General features: G+C 48.3%; 11 protein-coding genes. 5 read left to right on the forward strand and 6 right to left on the reverse strand.

Annotated features, from left to right (window positions below; all coding sequences use genetic code 11):
* Positions 1-32: 32 nt before the first annotated feature.
* Complete coding sequence (locus tag B4V02_RS00735; RefSeq protein WP_094153409.1) at positions 33-677, forward strand: SDR family oxidoreductase; 645 nt, start codon at positions 33-35, stop codon at positions 675-677.
* Between the two features lie 47 nt (positions 678-724).
* Here the strand turns inward: B4V02_RS00735 and B4V02_RS27060 are convergent, their stop codons facing one another.
* A complete protein-coding gene (locus tag B4V02_RS27060; protein WP_157739688.1) occupies positions 725-1,051 on the reverse strand; it encodes a DUF2568 domain-containing protein in 327 nt (108 codons plus the stop codon).
* Between the two features lie 13 nt (positions 1,052-1,064).
* On the opposite strand from B4V02_RS27060, the gene B4V02_RS00745 reads away from it, so the two are divergent.
* Both B4V02_RS00745 and B4V02_RS00750 read left to right on the forward strand, forming a co-directional pair.
* Complete coding sequence (locus B4V02_RS00745) at positions 1,065-1,778, forward strand: MBL fold metallo-hydrolase (RefSeq protein WP_094153411.1); 714 nt, start codon at positions 1,065-1,067, stop codon at positions 1,776-1,778.
* Between the two features lie 271 nt (positions 1,779-2,049).
* On the forward strand, positions 2,050-3,759 hold the full coding sequence (locus B4V02_RS00750; RefSeq protein WP_094156914.1) for a glycosyltransferase 87 family protein: 1,710 nt from the start codon (positions 2,050-2,052) through the stop codon (positions 3,757-3,759).
* A gap of 108 nt (positions 3,760-3,867) precedes the next feature.
* On the opposite strand, the gene B4V02_RS00755 is transcribed toward B4V02_RS00750, so the two are convergent.
* The 4 genes from B4V02_RS00755 to B4V02_RS00770 all read right to left on the reverse strand — a co-directional run bounded on the left by B4V02_RS00755 (position 3,868) and on the right by B4V02_RS00770 (position 7,272).
* Entirely contained in the window at positions 3,868-4,572 is a 705-nt protein-coding gene (locus B4V02_RS00755; RefSeq protein ID WP_094156915.1) for a Crp/Fnr family transcriptional regulator, read from the reverse strand.
* 61 nt (positions 4,573-4,633) lie between these two features.
* A complete protein-coding gene (gene rd / locus B4V02_RS00760) occupies positions 4,634-4,804 on the reverse strand; it encodes a rubredoxin (RefSeq protein WP_094153412.1) in 171 nt (56 codons plus the stop codon).
* Positions 4,805-4,806: 2 nt separating this feature from the next.
* Positions 4,807-6,000: an NAD(P)/FAD-dependent oxidoreductase gene (locus B4V02_RS00765; RefSeq protein WP_094153413.1), complete on the reverse strand. Its 1,194-nt coding sequence runs from the start codon at positions 5,998-6,000 to the stop codon at positions 4,807-4,809.
* 36 nt (positions 6,001-6,036) lie between these two features.
* Positions 6,037-7,272, reverse strand: a complete 1,236-nt coding sequence (locus B4V02_RS00770) for an FprA family A-type flavoprotein (protein ID WP_094153414.1) — start codon at positions 7,270-7,272, stop codon at positions 6,037-6,039.
* 262 nt (positions 7,273-7,534) lie between these two features.
* Between B4V02_RS00770 and B4V02_RS00775 the strand changes: the two genes are divergently transcribed.
* Both B4V02_RS00775 and B4V02_RS00780 read left to right on the forward strand, forming a co-directional pair.
* Positions 7,535-7,876: a cupin domain-containing protein gene (locus tag B4V02_RS00775; RefSeq protein ID WP_010347043.1), complete on the forward strand. Its 342-nt coding sequence runs from the start codon at positions 7,535-7,537 to the stop codon at positions 7,874-7,876.
* Between the two features lie 116 nt (positions 7,877-7,992).
* Positions 7,993-8,766, forward strand: coding sequence for a class I SAM-dependent methyltransferase (locus B4V02_RS00780; RefSeq protein ID WP_094153415.1), 774 nt, complete (start codon positions 7,993-7,995; stop codon positions 8,764-8,766).
* 130 nt (positions 8,767-8,896) lie between these two features.
* Here B4V02_RS00780 and B4V02_RS00785 read toward each other — a convergent pair whose 3' ends face one another.
* Positions 8,897-17,032: a leucine-rich repeat protein gene (locus tag B4V02_RS00785; protein ID WP_094153416.1), complete on the reverse strand. Its 8,136-nt coding sequence runs from the start codon at positions 17,030-17,032 to the stop codon at positions 8,897-8,899.
* Positions 17,033-17,226: the final 194 nt, after the last annotated feature.

The following is a 17,226-nucleotide window of genomic DNA, read 5'->3' on the forward strand; positions in this document are numbered from 1 at the left end:
GAGATGAGACTGCGAATACAGGAGGGATATGTGTGAACGTGCTGGTAATCGGTGCAAATGGAAAAGTGGGCAGACATCTTGTTCGCCTACTGGGACAAAATGAATCACATCGCGTAAAGGCATTCATCCGCAATCCAGATCAGGCCGAGGAGCTTGAGCGTTTGGGAGCGGAAACGGTGATAGCTGACCTTGAAGGGACGGTTAGCGAAATTGCCGCAGCCGTAAAAGGCAGCGATGCTATCGTGTTCACGGCAGGCTCCGGCGGAAAAACAGGAGCAGATAAAACCCTGCTCATTGATCTCGATGGAGCGGTCAAGGCGATGGAAGCTGCCGAGCAAGCGGGTATCCGCCGCTTCATTATGGTCAGCGCCCTGCATGCGGAGAATCGGGAGCAATGGCCCAAGTCGATTAAGCCGTATTACGTGGCGAAGCATTATGCAGACCGTCTGCTGGAAGCGAGCAATCTGGATTACATCATCCTTCGTCCGGGTGGGCTGACAGATGAGCCGGGGAGCGGTAAAGTCGCTACCGGGAATAATCTTGGCAGCCACTCTATTTCCCGTGAGGATGTGGCGGCGACGGTAGTCGCTGTACTGGATGAACCCCAGACGTATCAACGAGCGATTGATTTGGTGTCAGGCAGTACGCCGATTGCTGAGGCCGTTCGGCAGGGTTGATGAATCGAAAGGCATTTGTATTACATGACAGAGAGGCAGACCCGGAGTCAGGATTCCGGGTCTGCTTTTTTGCTGCTTTTTAACCATTTTTGCCCCCACCACTGCATGAGAAGACGGTTAACGATGAATGTACCGGCCAGAATGATAGCCCAAAGATACCGCTCGCTGCGAAATAGCGCAGCAGTTGCTAAACCAAAGATCATTAGTTCAGCGCCAAGATGAACCCAACCTTGAAGAGGCAGGGGGGCCAGCGAATCACCCTCTCCTTCAGCGCGATGTGATAAATACAAGCTCCAGATGAATAGGAAAGAAAAGATTTGATTAAAACTAATGATATTATTTATAATACTAATATGATTAGTTTTATAAAACAAGGAGATGAAATAAATGCGTATCGTTCAGGTGCAACATATGTATCAATTGACGTTTATGCCCCGACTGTTCCCGGTGAACTGTTACTTGGTGGAGGAGAACGATGGGTTCACCCTGATCGATGCCGGATTGCCTTACAGTGCCAAAGGTATTGAACAGGCTGCTGCGCGGATGGGGAAGCCGATTATACGAATTGTACTTACCCATGCCCATGAGGATCATGTGGGTGCGTTGGATCGGTTGAAGACAAGACATCCTGATGCGCAGGTATTTGTCTCCAGACGAGATGCGCGGCTGCTGCGGGGTGATGTGTCGTTGGAGGCGGGTGAACCGGATACTCCCATTCGGGGCAGTGTGCCAAAAGGCATTCTTACCCGGCCTGATGTCTTGCTGGAGGATGGGGACCATGTAGGCTCGCTGCTGGCGATCAGCGCACCGGGACATACGCCGGGCTCGATGGCATTTCTGGACACGCGTACCCGTGCGTTGATTGCAGGTGATGCCTTCCAGGTCCGGGGTGGTGTGGCGGTGTCGGGAAGGCTCAAGCCGCTGTTTCCATTTCCAGCACTGGCCACCTGGAACAAGGACCGCTCGCTGGAAAGCGCCAAAAAGCTCGTGCATCTCAAGCCGTCCTTATTGGCTGTCGGGCACGGCAACATGCTGCAGCATCCGCAGACTCAACTGGAAAGGGCAATTAAGGATATGGAGCAACAATACACAGCGCAATGATCCCATATTCAGCCAACATTCAGCCAGAACTCACAAAGTCCTAAGCTAAGGCAGATACAATATGAGGAAAATAGAAACAGAGAGAGGTGCATCGGATTTGAACGTTTGGAAAGCGAACGGTCTGAAATATATCCTTCTATGTAGTCTCATATTGTGTGCTGTCGTGAGTGTCGTTTCGTTATGGAGTTATTCGGGCAGCTCGGCGTCCCAGTCCGTCGCTTTCAGGCAGGGCCCGTCCGGCGGATTCGGAGGCGGCGGACCTGGCGGGGGCATGGGAGGACCGGGGCAACGTCCCTCCAACGGTCAGACCATTGGAAATAGTAGAGCAGGAGATGTAGGGCAGGATACCAGCTCAAATTCGACATCGACGGATACCACGAATAGCTCTGACGTTAAGAGTCAAGGTACAACAGGTCAATCTACCGATTCATCCACCCCATCCACCCAGAATACATCGACATCGGGCAACAACGGTACAACGGCCGGAAATGACAAATCTTCATCCGGAGGCAGCGGTGCTGCTAGAGACGGGCAGCATCGAGGTCCGGGTGGCATGTCCGGCAACGGACCTGGTATGGGCGGACCTGGCGGAAGAAGTGGAAACTCTTCATCCGCTTATGCAACTCCGCTAGCGATCTTTGCCGCTGTATTCTTTGGTGCGTTTGTGTTCATTGCGTACCGTTTTCGGGCCCGTGAATGGAAGCTCGGGGAAAGCAACCGGGGGCTGATGCTGTGGACCGTGCTGGGTGCGGGATTCTTTTTAAGAATGGCGATCGCCCCATGGATCTCGGGTCACATGGATTTAATGCTATTCCGGAACTGGGCTATGACAGCAGCGGATAGCTTATCGGGCTTTTACACGAACGGATCAAGTGATTATCCGCCGTTCTATATTTATATTTTATATGTGATCGGTAAAATCGGCTCTACAGATGCTTTCAGTCCCTATATGTCAGTGCTGCTGCGGCTTCCAAATATATTAGCCGATATCGTGACAGCGTACATGCTGTACCGGCTGGCAAGCAAACGGGTCGGCTATGCAATTAGCCTTGGGCTGGCTATATTCTATGTGTTTAACCCGGCTGTATTTATCAATTCGACCTTCTGGGGACAGGTAGATTCTTTCTTTACTATGCTGATTGTGGGCATGATTGTGCTGCTGGTGGAAAACCGGATCGGCTGGTCCACTGTGTTGTTTACGATAGCGGTATTGATGAAGCCGCAGGGGATTATTTATGGGCCGGTTCTGTTCTTCGAGCTGCTCAGACAGCGTAAAATACAGCCTTGGCTCTTGGCCGTCGGCGGAGCGGTTGTGACGACCATTCTGGTCATATTGCCTTTTTCGTGGGGGCAGGAGCCGTTATGGCTGCTTGATTTATACAAGGGAACGGTTGGCGAATATCCGTATGCTTCCGTGAACGCGTACAACTTCTTCGCACTGATCGGTGGCAATTATACGCAGGATACTACGACGTTGTTCCTGTTCAGCTACCATACATGGGGTATGATCTGCATTGTACTGGTGACTTTGTTTACGTGGTGGATGTATATCCGCAGTCGGAAACCACAATTTGCCGCTGCAGCTGCACTGGTGCTAATTGCAGGTGTATTTACCTTTGCTTCCAGCATGCATGAACGATACTTGTTCCCTGCCGCTGCGTTGGCGGTACTGGCGTATCTGTATTTGCGGGACCGAAGATTTTTGTGGCTTGCGGGTGGATTCAGTCTTACGATTTTCCTGAATACCTTCGATATTTTCTATAGCTCCAATACTCGGGATCAGTACGGTATCATATTGTGTGTGACCTCGTTGTTGAACGTGCTGCTGTTTGTGTATCTGGTCAAAGTTGTGTGGGATTGCTCCAAATCCAGCACGATGGAGGTATCTCCTTCCAATGACCCGGTTCCATCGGAGCTTCCATCGGGACAATTAACATGGGGAGCGTCATCCCCAGGTGTGAACACAACGCTGGAAAAATAGCCGATTACAAAATGTACAGAACAAAAGAAACCGCTCTTTGGCAAATGGAAAGTGGTCAAGTCGCCACAAGCCATACGCTCAAAGAAGCGGTTTTTTTATTGATGAGCCTCAATCTATATATTCGTTCAGTTTCTGGATATCGCAGATGGTAATCTCTCGTGTACCCTTAGTATGAATAATCCCCTGCTGTTCAAATTTTGCGAATTTGCGACTGATGGTTTCGCGTGTGACACCCACATAATTAGCCATTTCTTCGCGTGAAAGGGGGAGATTTATTTTAATGTAGGAGCCGTCCCGTTTGCCGTATTTATGCCCAAGCTCAAGAATCATATAGGCGATACGGATTTCCGGGTCTTTGGTAGCCAGGCTTTGAGCCAGCTTTTCGGTATGGGCCAAGCGTTTGGTAATGGTTTTGAGCAGCTTCAAAGAGATATCAGGATTGTTGCGGATCAACTGCTCCATATCATCCTTGGTGAGCATACAAATATCAGTATCTTTTAAGGCATACGCACTAAAGTTACTCAGCTCATCGCTGTTAAATATATTCAACTCGCCAAAAAAATCGCCAGTTGTCAGAATGTGCAGAATTTGTTCCTTGCCCTGAGGCGTCATCTTCAGAAGCTTGACATGCCCGCTTTTAATAATGTACAGCGTATCGGATGCTTGTTCCTCGATAATCAAGGGCTCGCCTTTCTGATATTTTCGGTGTCGGATCATGGAGCTGACCTTACACAAATCTTCGCAGGACAAAGAGGAAAAGATAGGCACTTTGCGGGCACAGGGCTCTTTTTCGCACTGGCAGGGACAGGACATCTCATTCACATTCATTCACTCCATTCATAAACCGGAAACTAAAAAGTATAGCACATTCTTGTTATTCTGTATCATCTATTGGGGTAAAATGGCTTTGATCCTCACCGCAGACTGGACAAACCCAGTCTTCCGGAAGGTCCTCAAACGCTGTACCTGGCATAACGTCTTCATCAGGGTCGCCGATAGCAGGATCATAAATGTATCCACAGGGTTGACATACATATTTTTTCATCTTCAGTTCTCCTTGTCACCAAAAATTTTTGTAAGCTCTGGCGCGTCCGATTTGAGTCCCTGAATGATGGCTGTTTTGTATGGAAGTGAAGCGAGGGCATCCCCAAAGCCGATCACGCCGCAGATAGAGCCGTTTTGTATGAACATACGTGTATAAGAAGCTTGATTTTCACTAATCAGGCTGGTGTCGCAGACTTGCTCATCTACCAGGCCAATGGAAAAGAGAGGGGATTCATAGCTGTTCGATAGAGTTACAGGGATGGGGCGCTGATAGCTGACGGATGCACCCGTCATATTAGCTCCTGCTATTTTCCCTTGCTCTATAGCACTTTCCCATAATCCATCCACTCTATTCTGAAACTCGGCTACATCACCTGCCGCATATATATTGGCGAAGCTGGTTTCCATCTGTGCATTCACCAGAATGCCGTGTCCAATATCAAGGCCAATCTGGCGAGCAAGCTCAGTATTAGGTACAATTCCGATAGAATATACGACATGCTCGCAGGGAATAACAGAGCCGTCCTGTAGTTCTACACCTTCTACGTGATCTGTGCCTGTAATACGCTTTACGCCTTGTCCAAGCCTTACCTCGGTACCTTGTTCGGTAATCCGACGATTCAAAATAGAAGCAGCCTTCTCATCTAGCTGGCGGGGCATAAGCCGGTGCGAGGCTTCCAGAATGGTTACAGCATACCCGGCTTGCTGGAAGGACCAGGCGGTTTCTACCCCTTGAATCCCACCGCCGATGATACATATCCGGTCTCCCTGTCGCAATTCCGTTTTAAGCCTGTCTGCATCTTGTCGAAACCGGATATTGTGAACGTTCCTTAGAGAAGCTCCGTCCAGCAAAAGCTTGCGGTTGTGAGCCCCTGTACACAGCAGCAGCTTGTCATAAGCAACGGTTTGCCCGTTGGCTGTTTCGATGGTGCAGTCCTCTGCGTGTATCGCGGTGACCTTTATACCGGAATACACATGAATTCGTTGAGTGGCAAACCATTTTTCCTTTTTGATCAGGATTTTATCGCTGTGCAGGTCAGTGAATAGTCCCTTGGAAAGCTTGACTCGGTTATACGGCAGGGATGCTTCTTCTCCGTAAATAGAAATTTCGGCCTGCTCATCATGATCCCTGATCGCTTTTGCCGCGTTGACGGCGGCAACGCTCCCTCCGATAATAACGTAATGTTTGTTTTCCATGCAGTATCTCTCCTATTCGCTATAAGCTGTCTTTGTTCAAATGACACTAAGCAGCAGATCTGAGACAAATTCAGCGGCATTTTTAATTTTCTTCACTTTTTCATCTTCTGTAGGAGAGAAGCGAATGCGTACCGGGAATTCCACATGCGTCATACCGGTTGATTTGATTACCCCGGAAGTGCTTTGGACCTCCATATTGGTACCGTTCAAGTAATCCTGTACAACTTCAATGGCTTCTCCGCTCCAGCCGTAGGAACCAAAGGCAGCAGCCAGCTTGCCTTCCAGATTCATCTTTTGCATTTTTTGCAGCAGGTCTTCCAGCTTGCCCGTCATGTCTGCATATTTGGTAGAACTACCAACGAAAACAGCATCCGCTGAGGCAATACTATTCAAAATCTCCGTTTCATCCGCTTTATCTACGTCCCATACCTCCACCTTGATTTGGTTCTCCAAAAAGCAGTCTTTCAGGATGTTTGCCATTTTTTTAGTATTATTTTTTAAGGTGGCATAAACAATCGCTACTTTTTTATCATCCTTGGTTTCGGTGCTCATAGATGCGTACAAATCAATGAATTTGGCAATATCGTGCCGGATCGCGAAGCCGTGGGAAGGGGCAATCATCTCAATATCCAGGTCAGCAACCGCGTTGATTAATGTACGTACATATCTGCGGTGCGGATGGATAATAGCCTGATAGTATCCGATAAAGTCATCGGTGATATCAAAACCAGCTTCATCGGCAAATAGATGCTCTACAGCCACGTGTGTGCTGAAAATATCGCACGGGAACAAGATTTTGTCTTCCACGCAATACGTGATCATGGTTTCTTCCGTATGGAGGTAAGGTGTTTCCTTGAACAGCAGGGTTTTGCCTCCAATATCCAGTTGATCCCCATCCTTGATGACGAGGAAGTTGCGATGCTGAAGCTTGTACATTTGCTGAATTTCAGGAACGGCGATCTCCGTGCAGACAATCGTAGCGTTTGTTGCCTTGGAAGCAAGCGCAGCCAGTCCGCCGGAGTGATCCGGTTCCGTGTGGTTGACGATAATATATTGAATGTCCAGCGGATCGATTAATTCGGCTACAGCCTCTGCAAATTCTCTGCCGAACGCCATATCTACGGTATCTATAATGGTTGGTTTTCCAGTTTTCAGAAGATATGCATTATATGTTGTACCCTTTGATAGTAAAAGACGATGAAAGGGAACCTCACGATTATCAATTTTTCCTACCCAATAAATATCCTTTGCCAGTTGGAATCCTGGTTTCATAGGAACAACCTCCTGCTCGTTTTTGTTTGTCTAGCACAATTCGATTCTAGTTGGATGTAACGATGAAAAAGTTGATTGAAATCAAATTTTTGAATTTTTAAAAGTATTTTTGACTTAAATTTAGTTTAGTGATTGCAATCACAAGACGAGCGGAATATTTCAATACAATAAGGTCATATCGATTGAAAAGCCTGAGAGCAGCATGTCAGGCGTCTCAATCCATCACAAGCAAATCTACTTTCAAACAGGAGCGTGAACCTAGATGAAAATATCAAACCTTACTCAATTTCAGGAATATAAAGAAGCTGCGTTTACAAAACGAATTGTGCATAAGGAAGCCGACAATGTAATTTTTATTCTCAACTTTACTCCTAATGCCGAGCTGCCAACACATAATCACCCAGGAGCGAATGTATATTTGCTTGTTCTTGAAGGCAACGGTACGGTAACTGTGAATGGTGAAGAAACGGCAGTTGTGCAAGGGGATATAATTCATCTTACAGGAGATGAGCACTTTTCCTATCGTGGTGGTGCAGAGGCGAATTCCAGCCTGCATGTGGTGTTGACCAAAACGCCAAGTGAAAGCTATGCGCAAAACATATAAAAGAGAGCACATCACCATCGCTATATAAAACAAAAAATAAAAAATGTTAAATTTTTTTACGCTTATATTGATAATGAATATCATTCTCGAATTTTAAGAAGAGGTGTTGATGGCCGATGCAGACAGTAGATTACAAACAGGTGCCAGGGCACTGGATATTGGCAAGTCTCGGTAAGCGCGTGCTTAGGCCCGGAGGGTTAAAAACGACACGTTGGATGATAGAGGGACTTGACGTAACCGGACAGGATGAGGTTATTGAGTTTGCTCCCGGATTGGGTATAACTGCCCAAATCACACTGCGGCTTAATCCCCGCCGTTATATTGCGATTGAACAGAATGAGAAGGCGGCTTCTATCGTAAAAACGTATGCAAGCGGAGCAAATCGGGAAGTGATTATTGCTGATGCTGAACAGGTTCCGTTGCCGGATGCCTCTGCGACGGTGGTATATGGGGAAGCCATGCTGACGATGCACCCAAGAGCCAAGAAAGCACAGATTATTTCGGAAGCCAGGCGGCTTTTGAAAACAGGCGGGAAGTATGCTATTCATGAGATGTGCTTAGCTGCAAATGATATTGAGCCTGAGCTCAGAAAGCAGATTTACAAGGATTTGGCTGTAGCCATGAGAGTGAATGCGACACCGTTGACGGTATCGGAATGGGAACAGCTGCTGAAAGAGGAAGGCTTTAAGGTTGTTAAAATCTATACGGTTCCCATGCACTTACTGCATCTGCCACGTATTATTCAGGATGAGGGCTGGTTGAGATTTGGCAAAATTGCCTTTAACCTTATGCGAAACCGTGCTGCCCGGGTAAGAGTTATGGGTATGCGCAGACAGTTTGTAAAGTACGCCGACCACCTGCAAGCGGTTAGTATCATCGCTGAGCGATAGCCTGAGTTCTGAACAAGAGAATAATAAAGCTTGTTACGCAAATAGCAAAAAAGGAGACGGAACCCCAACCAGGGATTCATCTCCTTTTTGAATTTACTGCTATGTCAGACTGAATTTATTTTTGAAGATTTTAATTTTGGTTATAGATTCTATACAGGAATACAGCAGCCTCGGCACGAGTGGTTGGTGCTTTAGGGGCTATTTTGCCGTCTGATCCTGTAATGAGGCCTTCCTGAACCAGTGCGGCCAAGCTTGCAGCAGCATAACCAGCAATATCTGCACGATCACTGAAGGAATCCAGTGCAGCCGTCGAGGCTGTGGCAGCCAGCTTGTTTGCCTTTTGCAGGGCTTTGTCGGTCATGACCATCATATCCTGCCTGGATACAGGTGCATTCGGGTTAAATTTGTTGTCACCGGAGCCGCCTGCGATGCCAAGCTTTTTGGCAATGCCTGCTGCTTCGTAGTAGTAGCTTCCTTGCTTAACATCGGCAAAGCTGCTGTCAAAGCTTGTGGTCAGCCCCAGCGTTTTCACCAGCAGCGTCAGGTATTCCGCCCGGGTGATTTTGGCCGCAGGCGAGAATTTATTTTCCGTCGTACCGTTGATGACGCCTTTGGAGGACAGGACTTCAATTTGCTTCTTGGCCCAAGCGTGTTGGCCCAAATCGTGGAAGGATTTTTCCACATAGGCTACGGCATATTGGCTAAAATGATGCGTAGTAAAGCGAACGGCTCCAATGGATGCGTCATATTTTCCTGAGGTCACCGGAGTAGCGTGACCTGCTGCATCTACATACTGAATGACAATATGCTCTGTATTTTGCAGTTCTGCTGCTGTAGGCACATAAGGAATAGCCACGGTTACAGCCGCATGGTTGTTATTCCATGGCAATCGCTTGCCGTTGGCTTTGAGATTCAGCTCAATCACAGGACGGGTTCCGATATGAGCGCGTGCTTGTGCGTCCAGCTTGCTGTTGCTGCCTGAACTTAATTCCAGCGTAATATGTTGCGCTCCTGCTGCTTCTGCAGTCCCGAGCATGTTGCCTGGGAGGGTAACGACTGCCATCCCCGTTTTAATTTGAATGGCACGGGATGCATCCGCACTGGTTACAAAGCTTGTCGGTAGCGTCAGCTCATAGGATTTGGCCTGATTCGATTCCACGGTGACCTCTACCGTTTTCATGCCTTTGCCATCCGCCTGGGATGCAGCGAAGGCGTTGCCTAGGAACTCGGAATCCATTGTAATTGTTGCCAGTCCTGTGCTGCTGTTCAGCTTGGCGCTAAATGATTCAATGGGCTTGCCCTTGGCATCCAGCACGCGGACAGACGAGGCTGTGCTTGGTGTCGCGATTGTGGAACTTCCGCTGGCGTTGCTGCTGCTACTGGAATTATTGCCATTGCTACCGCTACTATTGTCGCTACTGTCGTCCTGGTCGTCACCGTCATCTTTGTTGCTGCTTGTGTCGGAAATCTGAATCATCAATACAGCATCGTTGCCTTTATCAAATTGCACGGTTAACGGGAGATTGCCCTTCGGTTGAGTTGCGAGATACTCCTTTTTGATCGTCAGAACATCGCCGTTAACAGTATAAGCCGTTGCTCCGATGGATGCTCCCGCTTGTTTGATATCGGTAATGGAGGAAGCATCGTTCCAAGTAATAGTCGTCTCTATATCCGTCTGATTGCTGGCTTTTTTGTCAAAGCTGGCTGTTTTCGGATTGATGCTCGCATCTGCCTCTACAGGACTTTGGATGGCTCGGACCGTGAATACGGCCTTGTCTCCTAAGTCAAAGAGCAATTCAATGCTGACGGTATCGCCTTCTTTCAGGTTTAGGCCGGACAGGAAGCCTTTTTTCAATGTCAGCGTATTTCCTTTTACAGTATAATCGTGGCCTTCGACCAGCGCATTCCTGTTATAGACCGCTTCTGTGACACTTCGGCTAGGGCCTTGATTCACGCCATAGACCACTTGGGTAACACTATGGGCTTCGTTCCAGGTAATTTCCGTGGTCACGTCTGTTGGATGGCCAAGGTCAAAGTTGCGGGATGCTGGATTGATAGTAGCCGGGCTGGCCGAAATGATCACTTCACCCGACGCCAGCACCTCGATTTGCCGGGCACCGGTTTTAATTACTCCAGTTTCATCCTTCGCATCTGCATAAACGATATACTTGCCGGCCTGTGGAATTGCCCACTGATAGGTGTCGCCGGTTGAATAAGTATCAAGCGTTACTGTCTCCTGACTGTCTTCATTCAGCGCCCGGAAAGAGTAGGCTTTGTTGCCAATTCCGCCGGTCGCCTCTGCGCTCAGGGAGATAACGCCTTCTGCCGCTTCATGCTTGGCTCTTAACTGTACGGATAATGGCGTATACACCTTAAACGGAATGGAATTGCTCTCCGCGTATGTTTCAGCCTCTGAACCCGGCCAGCCGTAAATGGTAAGGTCTTGTGTGTCGCCAAACACTCCCCAGCCAATGTCGGATACACCTTCACCCAAAATGACCGTTCTGAGGTTAGGAGAACCGGTAAAGGCAAACCCTCCAAGTGTAGTATTACTGTCCAAAATGGCGACTGACTTCAAATGATTGGAGAAAGCGAAGGCCCAGTCGTTAATTTTGGTCAGGTTACTTCCCAACACAAGTGTTTCGATGCCTGTATCAGAAAAGGCGAAGCTTCCGATTTCCGTCAAGCTGTCAGGCAGTTTCACGGATTTCAGATTTCTCGTACCGTTAAACGCAGACGTGCCGATGGTAAGCAGTCCCTCAGGGAATTGAATATCCGTCAGGAACTGTGCCCTTTGGAAAGCGTAATTACTGATATTTGTCACGGTCGCCGGAATTGCATACACAGGCTCCGGCTTGGCCGAAGGATATAAAATCAGATTGGTTTTCGCTTTATCCAGCAGCACCCCATCTTCACTGGCATAAGAAGCATTGTCTGGATCGACATTAACGCTCTTAATCATCAATGAGCTGGCAAAAGGATTACCGCCAATGGAGGTCACACCTTTCCCGATATTCACAATGGACAGTCGCTCGGAGTTGGACAGTACAAAGCTGCCCAGGGACTGTACTTGGTCCGGAATCGTGATTTCCACCAGACTGCTGTTGTATTGGAAGGCATAGTCACCAATTTTGGTGACGCTTTTGCCAAGATCGATGCTTGTCAGCTTGAAATTATAGGCGAATGCATACGCACCCAGCTCTTCAACTCCGTCACCCAGCTTCACTTTTTCCAGTTTGTCGGAGTGCATGAACGCCGCCTTCCCGATGGTTTTGACGCTGTCTGGAATCGTCAGGGAAAGCAAGCTAATGCTGGAATCAAAAGCATGATCTCCAATCGTTTGCAGGCCATCCGAAAGCGTGATGGAGCTCAAGTTGGCTGCAACATGGAAGGCATAATCCTCGATTTTGGTCACGGTGTCAGGAACCGTATAGGCATCCCGACCGTGCCCGGCGGGATAGCGGATCAAGGTCGTTTTGTCCTTGTTGAACAGCACCCCGTCCTGGCTTGAGAAAGCTGTATTGTCCGCAGACACTTCGATATTTTTTAAGCTTGAGCTTCCGGTGCTGTCAAATGCCAGCTGTCCCAGTTGAGTTACGCCCTTCCCGATGGAAACATTGGCTAGCTTCGCATTTTCGGCAAATGCAAAGTCCCCCAGGGTGGTTACACTGTCCGGGATGACAACGGATGAGATTTGCGTTTCTGCAAAGCCTCTTGCTCCAATGGTGAGCAGCCCGCTGTTCAGTTTGACGGTAGCGATCTGGGTTCCCCAGAAGGCTTCATCCCCGATGGAAGTGACAGAGCCTGGAATTTCGATGGACCCGATCGCCGAGGAAGTGAAGGCTCCACGGCCAATGGTAGTCAGGCCGTCTGGCAGCTTGATTTCTTTCAGGCTGGTTGTGAGGTAGAATGCATGATCGCCAATTTCCGTTACACTCTCCGGAATATTAATGGAACCGAGATTACGGGTTTCCCGGAAGGCTCCTGCATTAATTCGGGTTAAACCATCCGGCAGGTGCAACGATTTGAGAGCTGTGTCACGGGCAAAGGCATTATCGCCGATTTCCTTTACTGTGCTCGGCAGCGTAATTTGTGCAAGCTTGGCGAGATCGGAAAAGCTGCTTTCCCCGATCACTTCCAGCCCCTCTGATAAAGTGATAATTTTAAGTTCCTTGGCATAGCTGAATGCTGCTCTGCCGATTTTTTTCACCGAGGCCGGAATTTTCACCGACAAAATATCCTCGCGGTAGGCAAATACCTCCTCGCCGATTTCGGTCACACTATCGGGAATGACAATGTGACCGCCAGGGCCGTTGTAGCTCGTCAGAACTCCATTCACAATCGTGAAATCAGTGTTCGAGACTCCCTCTACCGTGATTCGGCTGGTGGCGGATTTTCCGGAGGCTGTCGCCGTAATTGTTGCCGTACCGGCTGCTTTTGCTTGTACCAATCCGTTCTGATCTACAGTGGCAACCGACTCATTAGAGCTTGTCCAGTTGATTGGGCCTGCAACTTCAGAGCTGGTAGTGGCTTTCAAGGGCTTGCTTGACCCAACGGTCAGCTTTAACGCCACACGGTTCAGCACGATGCCCTGGCTGCCGATGGGTGTGACCGTAACCTGGCTGGAAGCTGACTTGCCATTGGAGCTGGCTGTAATGGTTGTCGTGCCGACACTCACACCCGTAACAGCTCCCTCTGTATCGACGGTAGCCACCGCCGGATCAGAGCTTGTCCAGGTAATCGCTTTGTATGTGGCATTCACCGGCGTAATGGTTGCCTTCAAATCCTCGGTTGTACCGACGATTAAGGAGAGATCCTCCTTATCCAGTGCAATGCCTTCTGTTCCTACAGGCTCAAGAACTATATTTGCACTGCTGTAGTTGAACGCATAGTCAAACATATCTACGGAGATTTTGTCTGTAGGAAGGCCGTTTTTCGTCAGCTTGTCCTTCAGATCAGTGATATCCATAGTTACTGTATTGACGGAGGTTCCGTCCGGCAGCTTTTCATCGGCATCCTTGATAGCCACCAGATTGGACAATGCGCCGCCATTGCCTGTGGTTAATTGCAGCCCGCTGGTATAATGGTTATCCTTGATGGTCATCTTCAGATACGTTTTGTCATTTTCTTTATAAATGCTGTAATCAGCGAGCTTGGGGCCTGTTTTGTCATAGGCAAAATCAAAGGTCCAGGAATCGGTTCCCTGTCCGTTTGTACCTGCGACTACCCCGGAGATCTTAAAGGTATATATTCCTTCCGGTACCTCGTCATTATTTTGGTCCAGTCCGTCAAAGAAAGGCTGGTCGCCGAGAAGAGCCTCCGCCCAACTGATTGCACCAGAGGCTGGATAGTAGATGGATTTGGGCACGTGCGAATAATTAAAATCTTTGACAATATTTCCGGCCTGATCGGTAAGGGTATACTTCAAGCTTTCTGCATTCCGCAGCATGCCTGTTGAGATACCCACAATTTTTGAGCTGTTCCCCAAGCTGTTCGGGGAAATTACGAATTTCTCAGGCATGACTCCCCAGTTGAGATCCAGGGCAATGGCAACCTGGTTTTGGCCCAGAAGATATTGCACACCGGGATACAAGTTATAAACTGTGTTGCCTAGCATAGAGTAGCCTTCCTTGCCATACTCCGTACCATCGAAAATACGAGGTTGTCCCCAATCCCCATAGAAGCCGACGAACGGAATGGAGAGGTTCACACCCTTTTCTGCATTCAACATCACGAATCCGTCAATAAAGGTTCCGTTTTTAGTTGCTTGATCAAATTGTGCTTTGAGCGCATCCGACAATGTGATTTTCACAGTAACGCTCGCTGTACCATGTGCAGGTACAGTTACTTTACCGTTCGTTGCGCCGCCGTATTGTACCTGGATGCCCTTACCAGCATAGTCTGTAGACTTCTGCGCAAAGAGGCTCTTGCCATCCTTCGTCACTATTTTTTCCGATAGAGCGGCTGTATTCAGGTCATAAGTCAACGCTTCATCCGACATGCTGTGAATATCAAAGGTAAAGGAATAAGCTCCTGCTTTGTTGTAGCCCAGCTCGGCTTTGGGCCGTTCATTGTCCTTAACCGTTACATAAGCTCCTGTCGTGACTGCTCCGCTCACATCGGCCAAGCCTGCGCCCTGCTTGCGCGGGGAGTAATATTGCTGATCCGCATCCTTGGCAGGGTGGGCAGTGTTCATCAGCAGGGTATGCACCAGCTTTTCCCGTTCAGTCGCATCTGCAATATTCAATTTGTTGGTGACATATTGTTTTACTATAGCCTCGGCTCCGGCGATATGAGGAGAAGCCATAGATGTACCACTCATCGTCTCATATTGATTGCCGGGAACGGTAGAGTAGATATTTTCTCCAGGTGCAGTGATTTCCGGTTTCAGCTTCAAATCCGGTGACACGCCCCATGAAGAAAACTCCGACATCTTGTATCCATCTGGATTAGGCGCATTTGTTCTGAATTTTTCGTCCACCGTCAGCTTTTTATTAGCCAGGTTCAGCAGGAATTCCCCGTCTTCCTTTGTAATGGAAACGGCTGGAATGTAATAGGAGCTGATATCCATGTTGGCTTTGCCTGTTTCATTGTCGAAAATAACAGCTGCTACCGCGCCAGCCCCATAGGCAGCGCCGACCTTTTCCTGGAAGCTTATTTGGCCGCCACGGGATATCAAGGCGATTTTTCCTTTTAAATCGCCTGCCTTCTGGATATCCTCCGTGCTTCCGTAACCAGCGTATACATAGTCGTATGTACGGTTCAACGCCTGTATTTTGGGATCAGCGGCACTGGAGGTATCGTTGAAAATAATTTTTCGATCACCTGCGAGAATATAAGGGGCGTCCGAAATACCGCTATTCACCATACTTGCCACGGATAAAGCAGCTTCATAGGTGGAAGGAGCGGCTATGATGGAGCTGTCGGGCTCATTGGCAAACGGGAGATTGGAGCCGGACTGGTTTTGATAAGCGGAGCTGAAGCTGTTGCCGGCAGCCACCACCAGGTTGATCCCGGCATTTTCAATTCTGCTGTACATGGCATCCTTGCTTGCTTCTCCAGCTGTAGAAAAGCCCGCATTGGAGCCAAGGCTCATATTGATAACATCTGCTCCCATTTTGACTGAATCATCCAGTGCAGCAATGATGTCAGCATCATTGGTATATCCGTTGATGTCATCAAACACCTTCATGATCATCAACTGGGCATCAGGTGCAATCCCTTTTAATTTATCGCCATTGGCAGCTATAGTGCCTGCTACATGAGTGCCGTGGGCATTGTCAGAGCTGGTTGAGGGAATAACATTGGTGTCTTTGTCAGCATAGTCATAGGCGTAAGGCACCTTGTCATCCATGTAGACATCATCTACCTTCACTTTACCAGCGGACATATCGGTACTGTTCAGGATGTCACTAACCTTTTGGCGGCTATGTTTTAGGGTCAATGAGGGAGGCATATGCGTAGAAAAGGCTTCATGCTTCCAATCCAGACCGGTATCAATAACAGCTACCGTCATCCCTTTTCCTGTATAGCCGGCCGCATCTGCCGCTGGAGTACCGATCATTCCCGAGCTGTTCGCCATGAGAGGCTCCATGGACTGCTTGGGCACGACCTTTTCGTAGGTACTGGCTACCCAGGCGTTTTTAACACCAGGCAATTGTCGAATTTCCTTCAACTGCTGGTAGTCTACCTTTACCGAAATCGCATTCATAACCATGTAATAATCGTAGATGACTTCTAATTTGGGGGCGGTCATCTTGCTTAATCCAAAAGTTTTTAAGGAAGATGAATCTTTTGTGGAGAGCGCGCGAATCTGGCTTTTTACCGATTCATGCTGGGCTGTGAGGGTACGCTCACTGCTTTGCAGAGCATTCAGTCGATTACTGAAAGCTTTGGCGGAAGCATTGGAGATAAGCGGGGCTCCTTGTAATTCCACAATTACGGTTACTTTACCCGAGGGCTCGTAGGTGGCTTGTGTTACGTTGGTTTCTCCTGATGCTTCATAGGTTGCCTCTGCAACGGATTTTCTGGCGATTCCGCTGTGCTTTAAGGCTCCTGTTTCCAGCTTTTCCTTAAAGGAAGGCTCGCCTGAGCTGGAAGCTGCTACTGCATCCGCTTCCTGTTTTGCGGTATCCAGTGAAAGCATAGTGCTGTTCTCATCTGTCGCTGAAGCCGCAAATCCTGATCCTGCAGCAAGCAAGGTGTTGCTTATGAGTAAGACGATAAGAAAGCCTGCAATCCATTTATTTTTCCAAACCTTCAACAATCTCGTTCCCTCCTAAAAATAGATTAGTATAGTAAAAAGAGATCCAGCAGGACCCACTGATGTGCATCACCATTCACCCCTAAATGATAATGATTATCGTTATCAATATACTTAAAAATAATAGAAGGAGTCAATACAGTAGTTTTAAAAATTTTCACTAAACAGAGGTTGATCGTGTTGTGGAGGCCTGGAGG

This window comes from Paenibacillus kribbensis (assembly GCF_002240415.1).
GTDB classification, from domain to species: Bacteria; Bacillota; Bacilli; order Paenibacillales; family Paenibacillaceae; genus Paenibacillus; species Paenibacillus kribbensis.

Coding starts and splice junctions, on each gene's coding strand:
- B4V02_RS00780 (WP_094153415.1), top strand. CDS start 7,993: ATGCAGACAGTAGATTACAAACAGGTGCCAGGGCACTGGATATTGGCA.
- rd (WP_094153412.1), bottom strand. CDS start 4,804: ATGAAAAAATATGTATGTCAACCCTGTGGATACATTTATGATCCTGCT.
- B4V02_RS00745 (WP_094153411.1), top strand. CDS start 1,065: ATGCGTATCGTTCAGGTGCAACATATGTATCAATTGACGTTTATGCCC.
- B4V02_RS00770 (WP_094153414.1), bottom strand. CDS start 7,272: ATGAAACCAGGATTCCAACTGGCAAAGGATATTTATTGGGTAGGAAAA.
- B4V02_RS00755 (WP_094156915.1), bottom strand. CDS start 4,572: ATGTCCTGTCCCTGCCAGTGCGAAAAAGAGCCCTGTGCCCGCAAAGTG.
- B4V02_RS00775 (WP_010347043.1), top strand. CDS start 7,535: ATGAAAATATCAAACCTTACTCAATTTCAGGAATATAAAGAAGCTGCG.
- B4V02_RS00750 (WP_094156914.1), top strand. CDS start 2,050: ATGGGAGGACCGGGGCAACGTCCCTCCAACGGTCAGACCATTGGAAAT.
- B4V02_RS00765 (WP_094153413.1), bottom strand. CDS start 6,000: ATGGAAAACAAACATTACGTTATTATCGGAGGGAGCGTTGCCGCCGTC.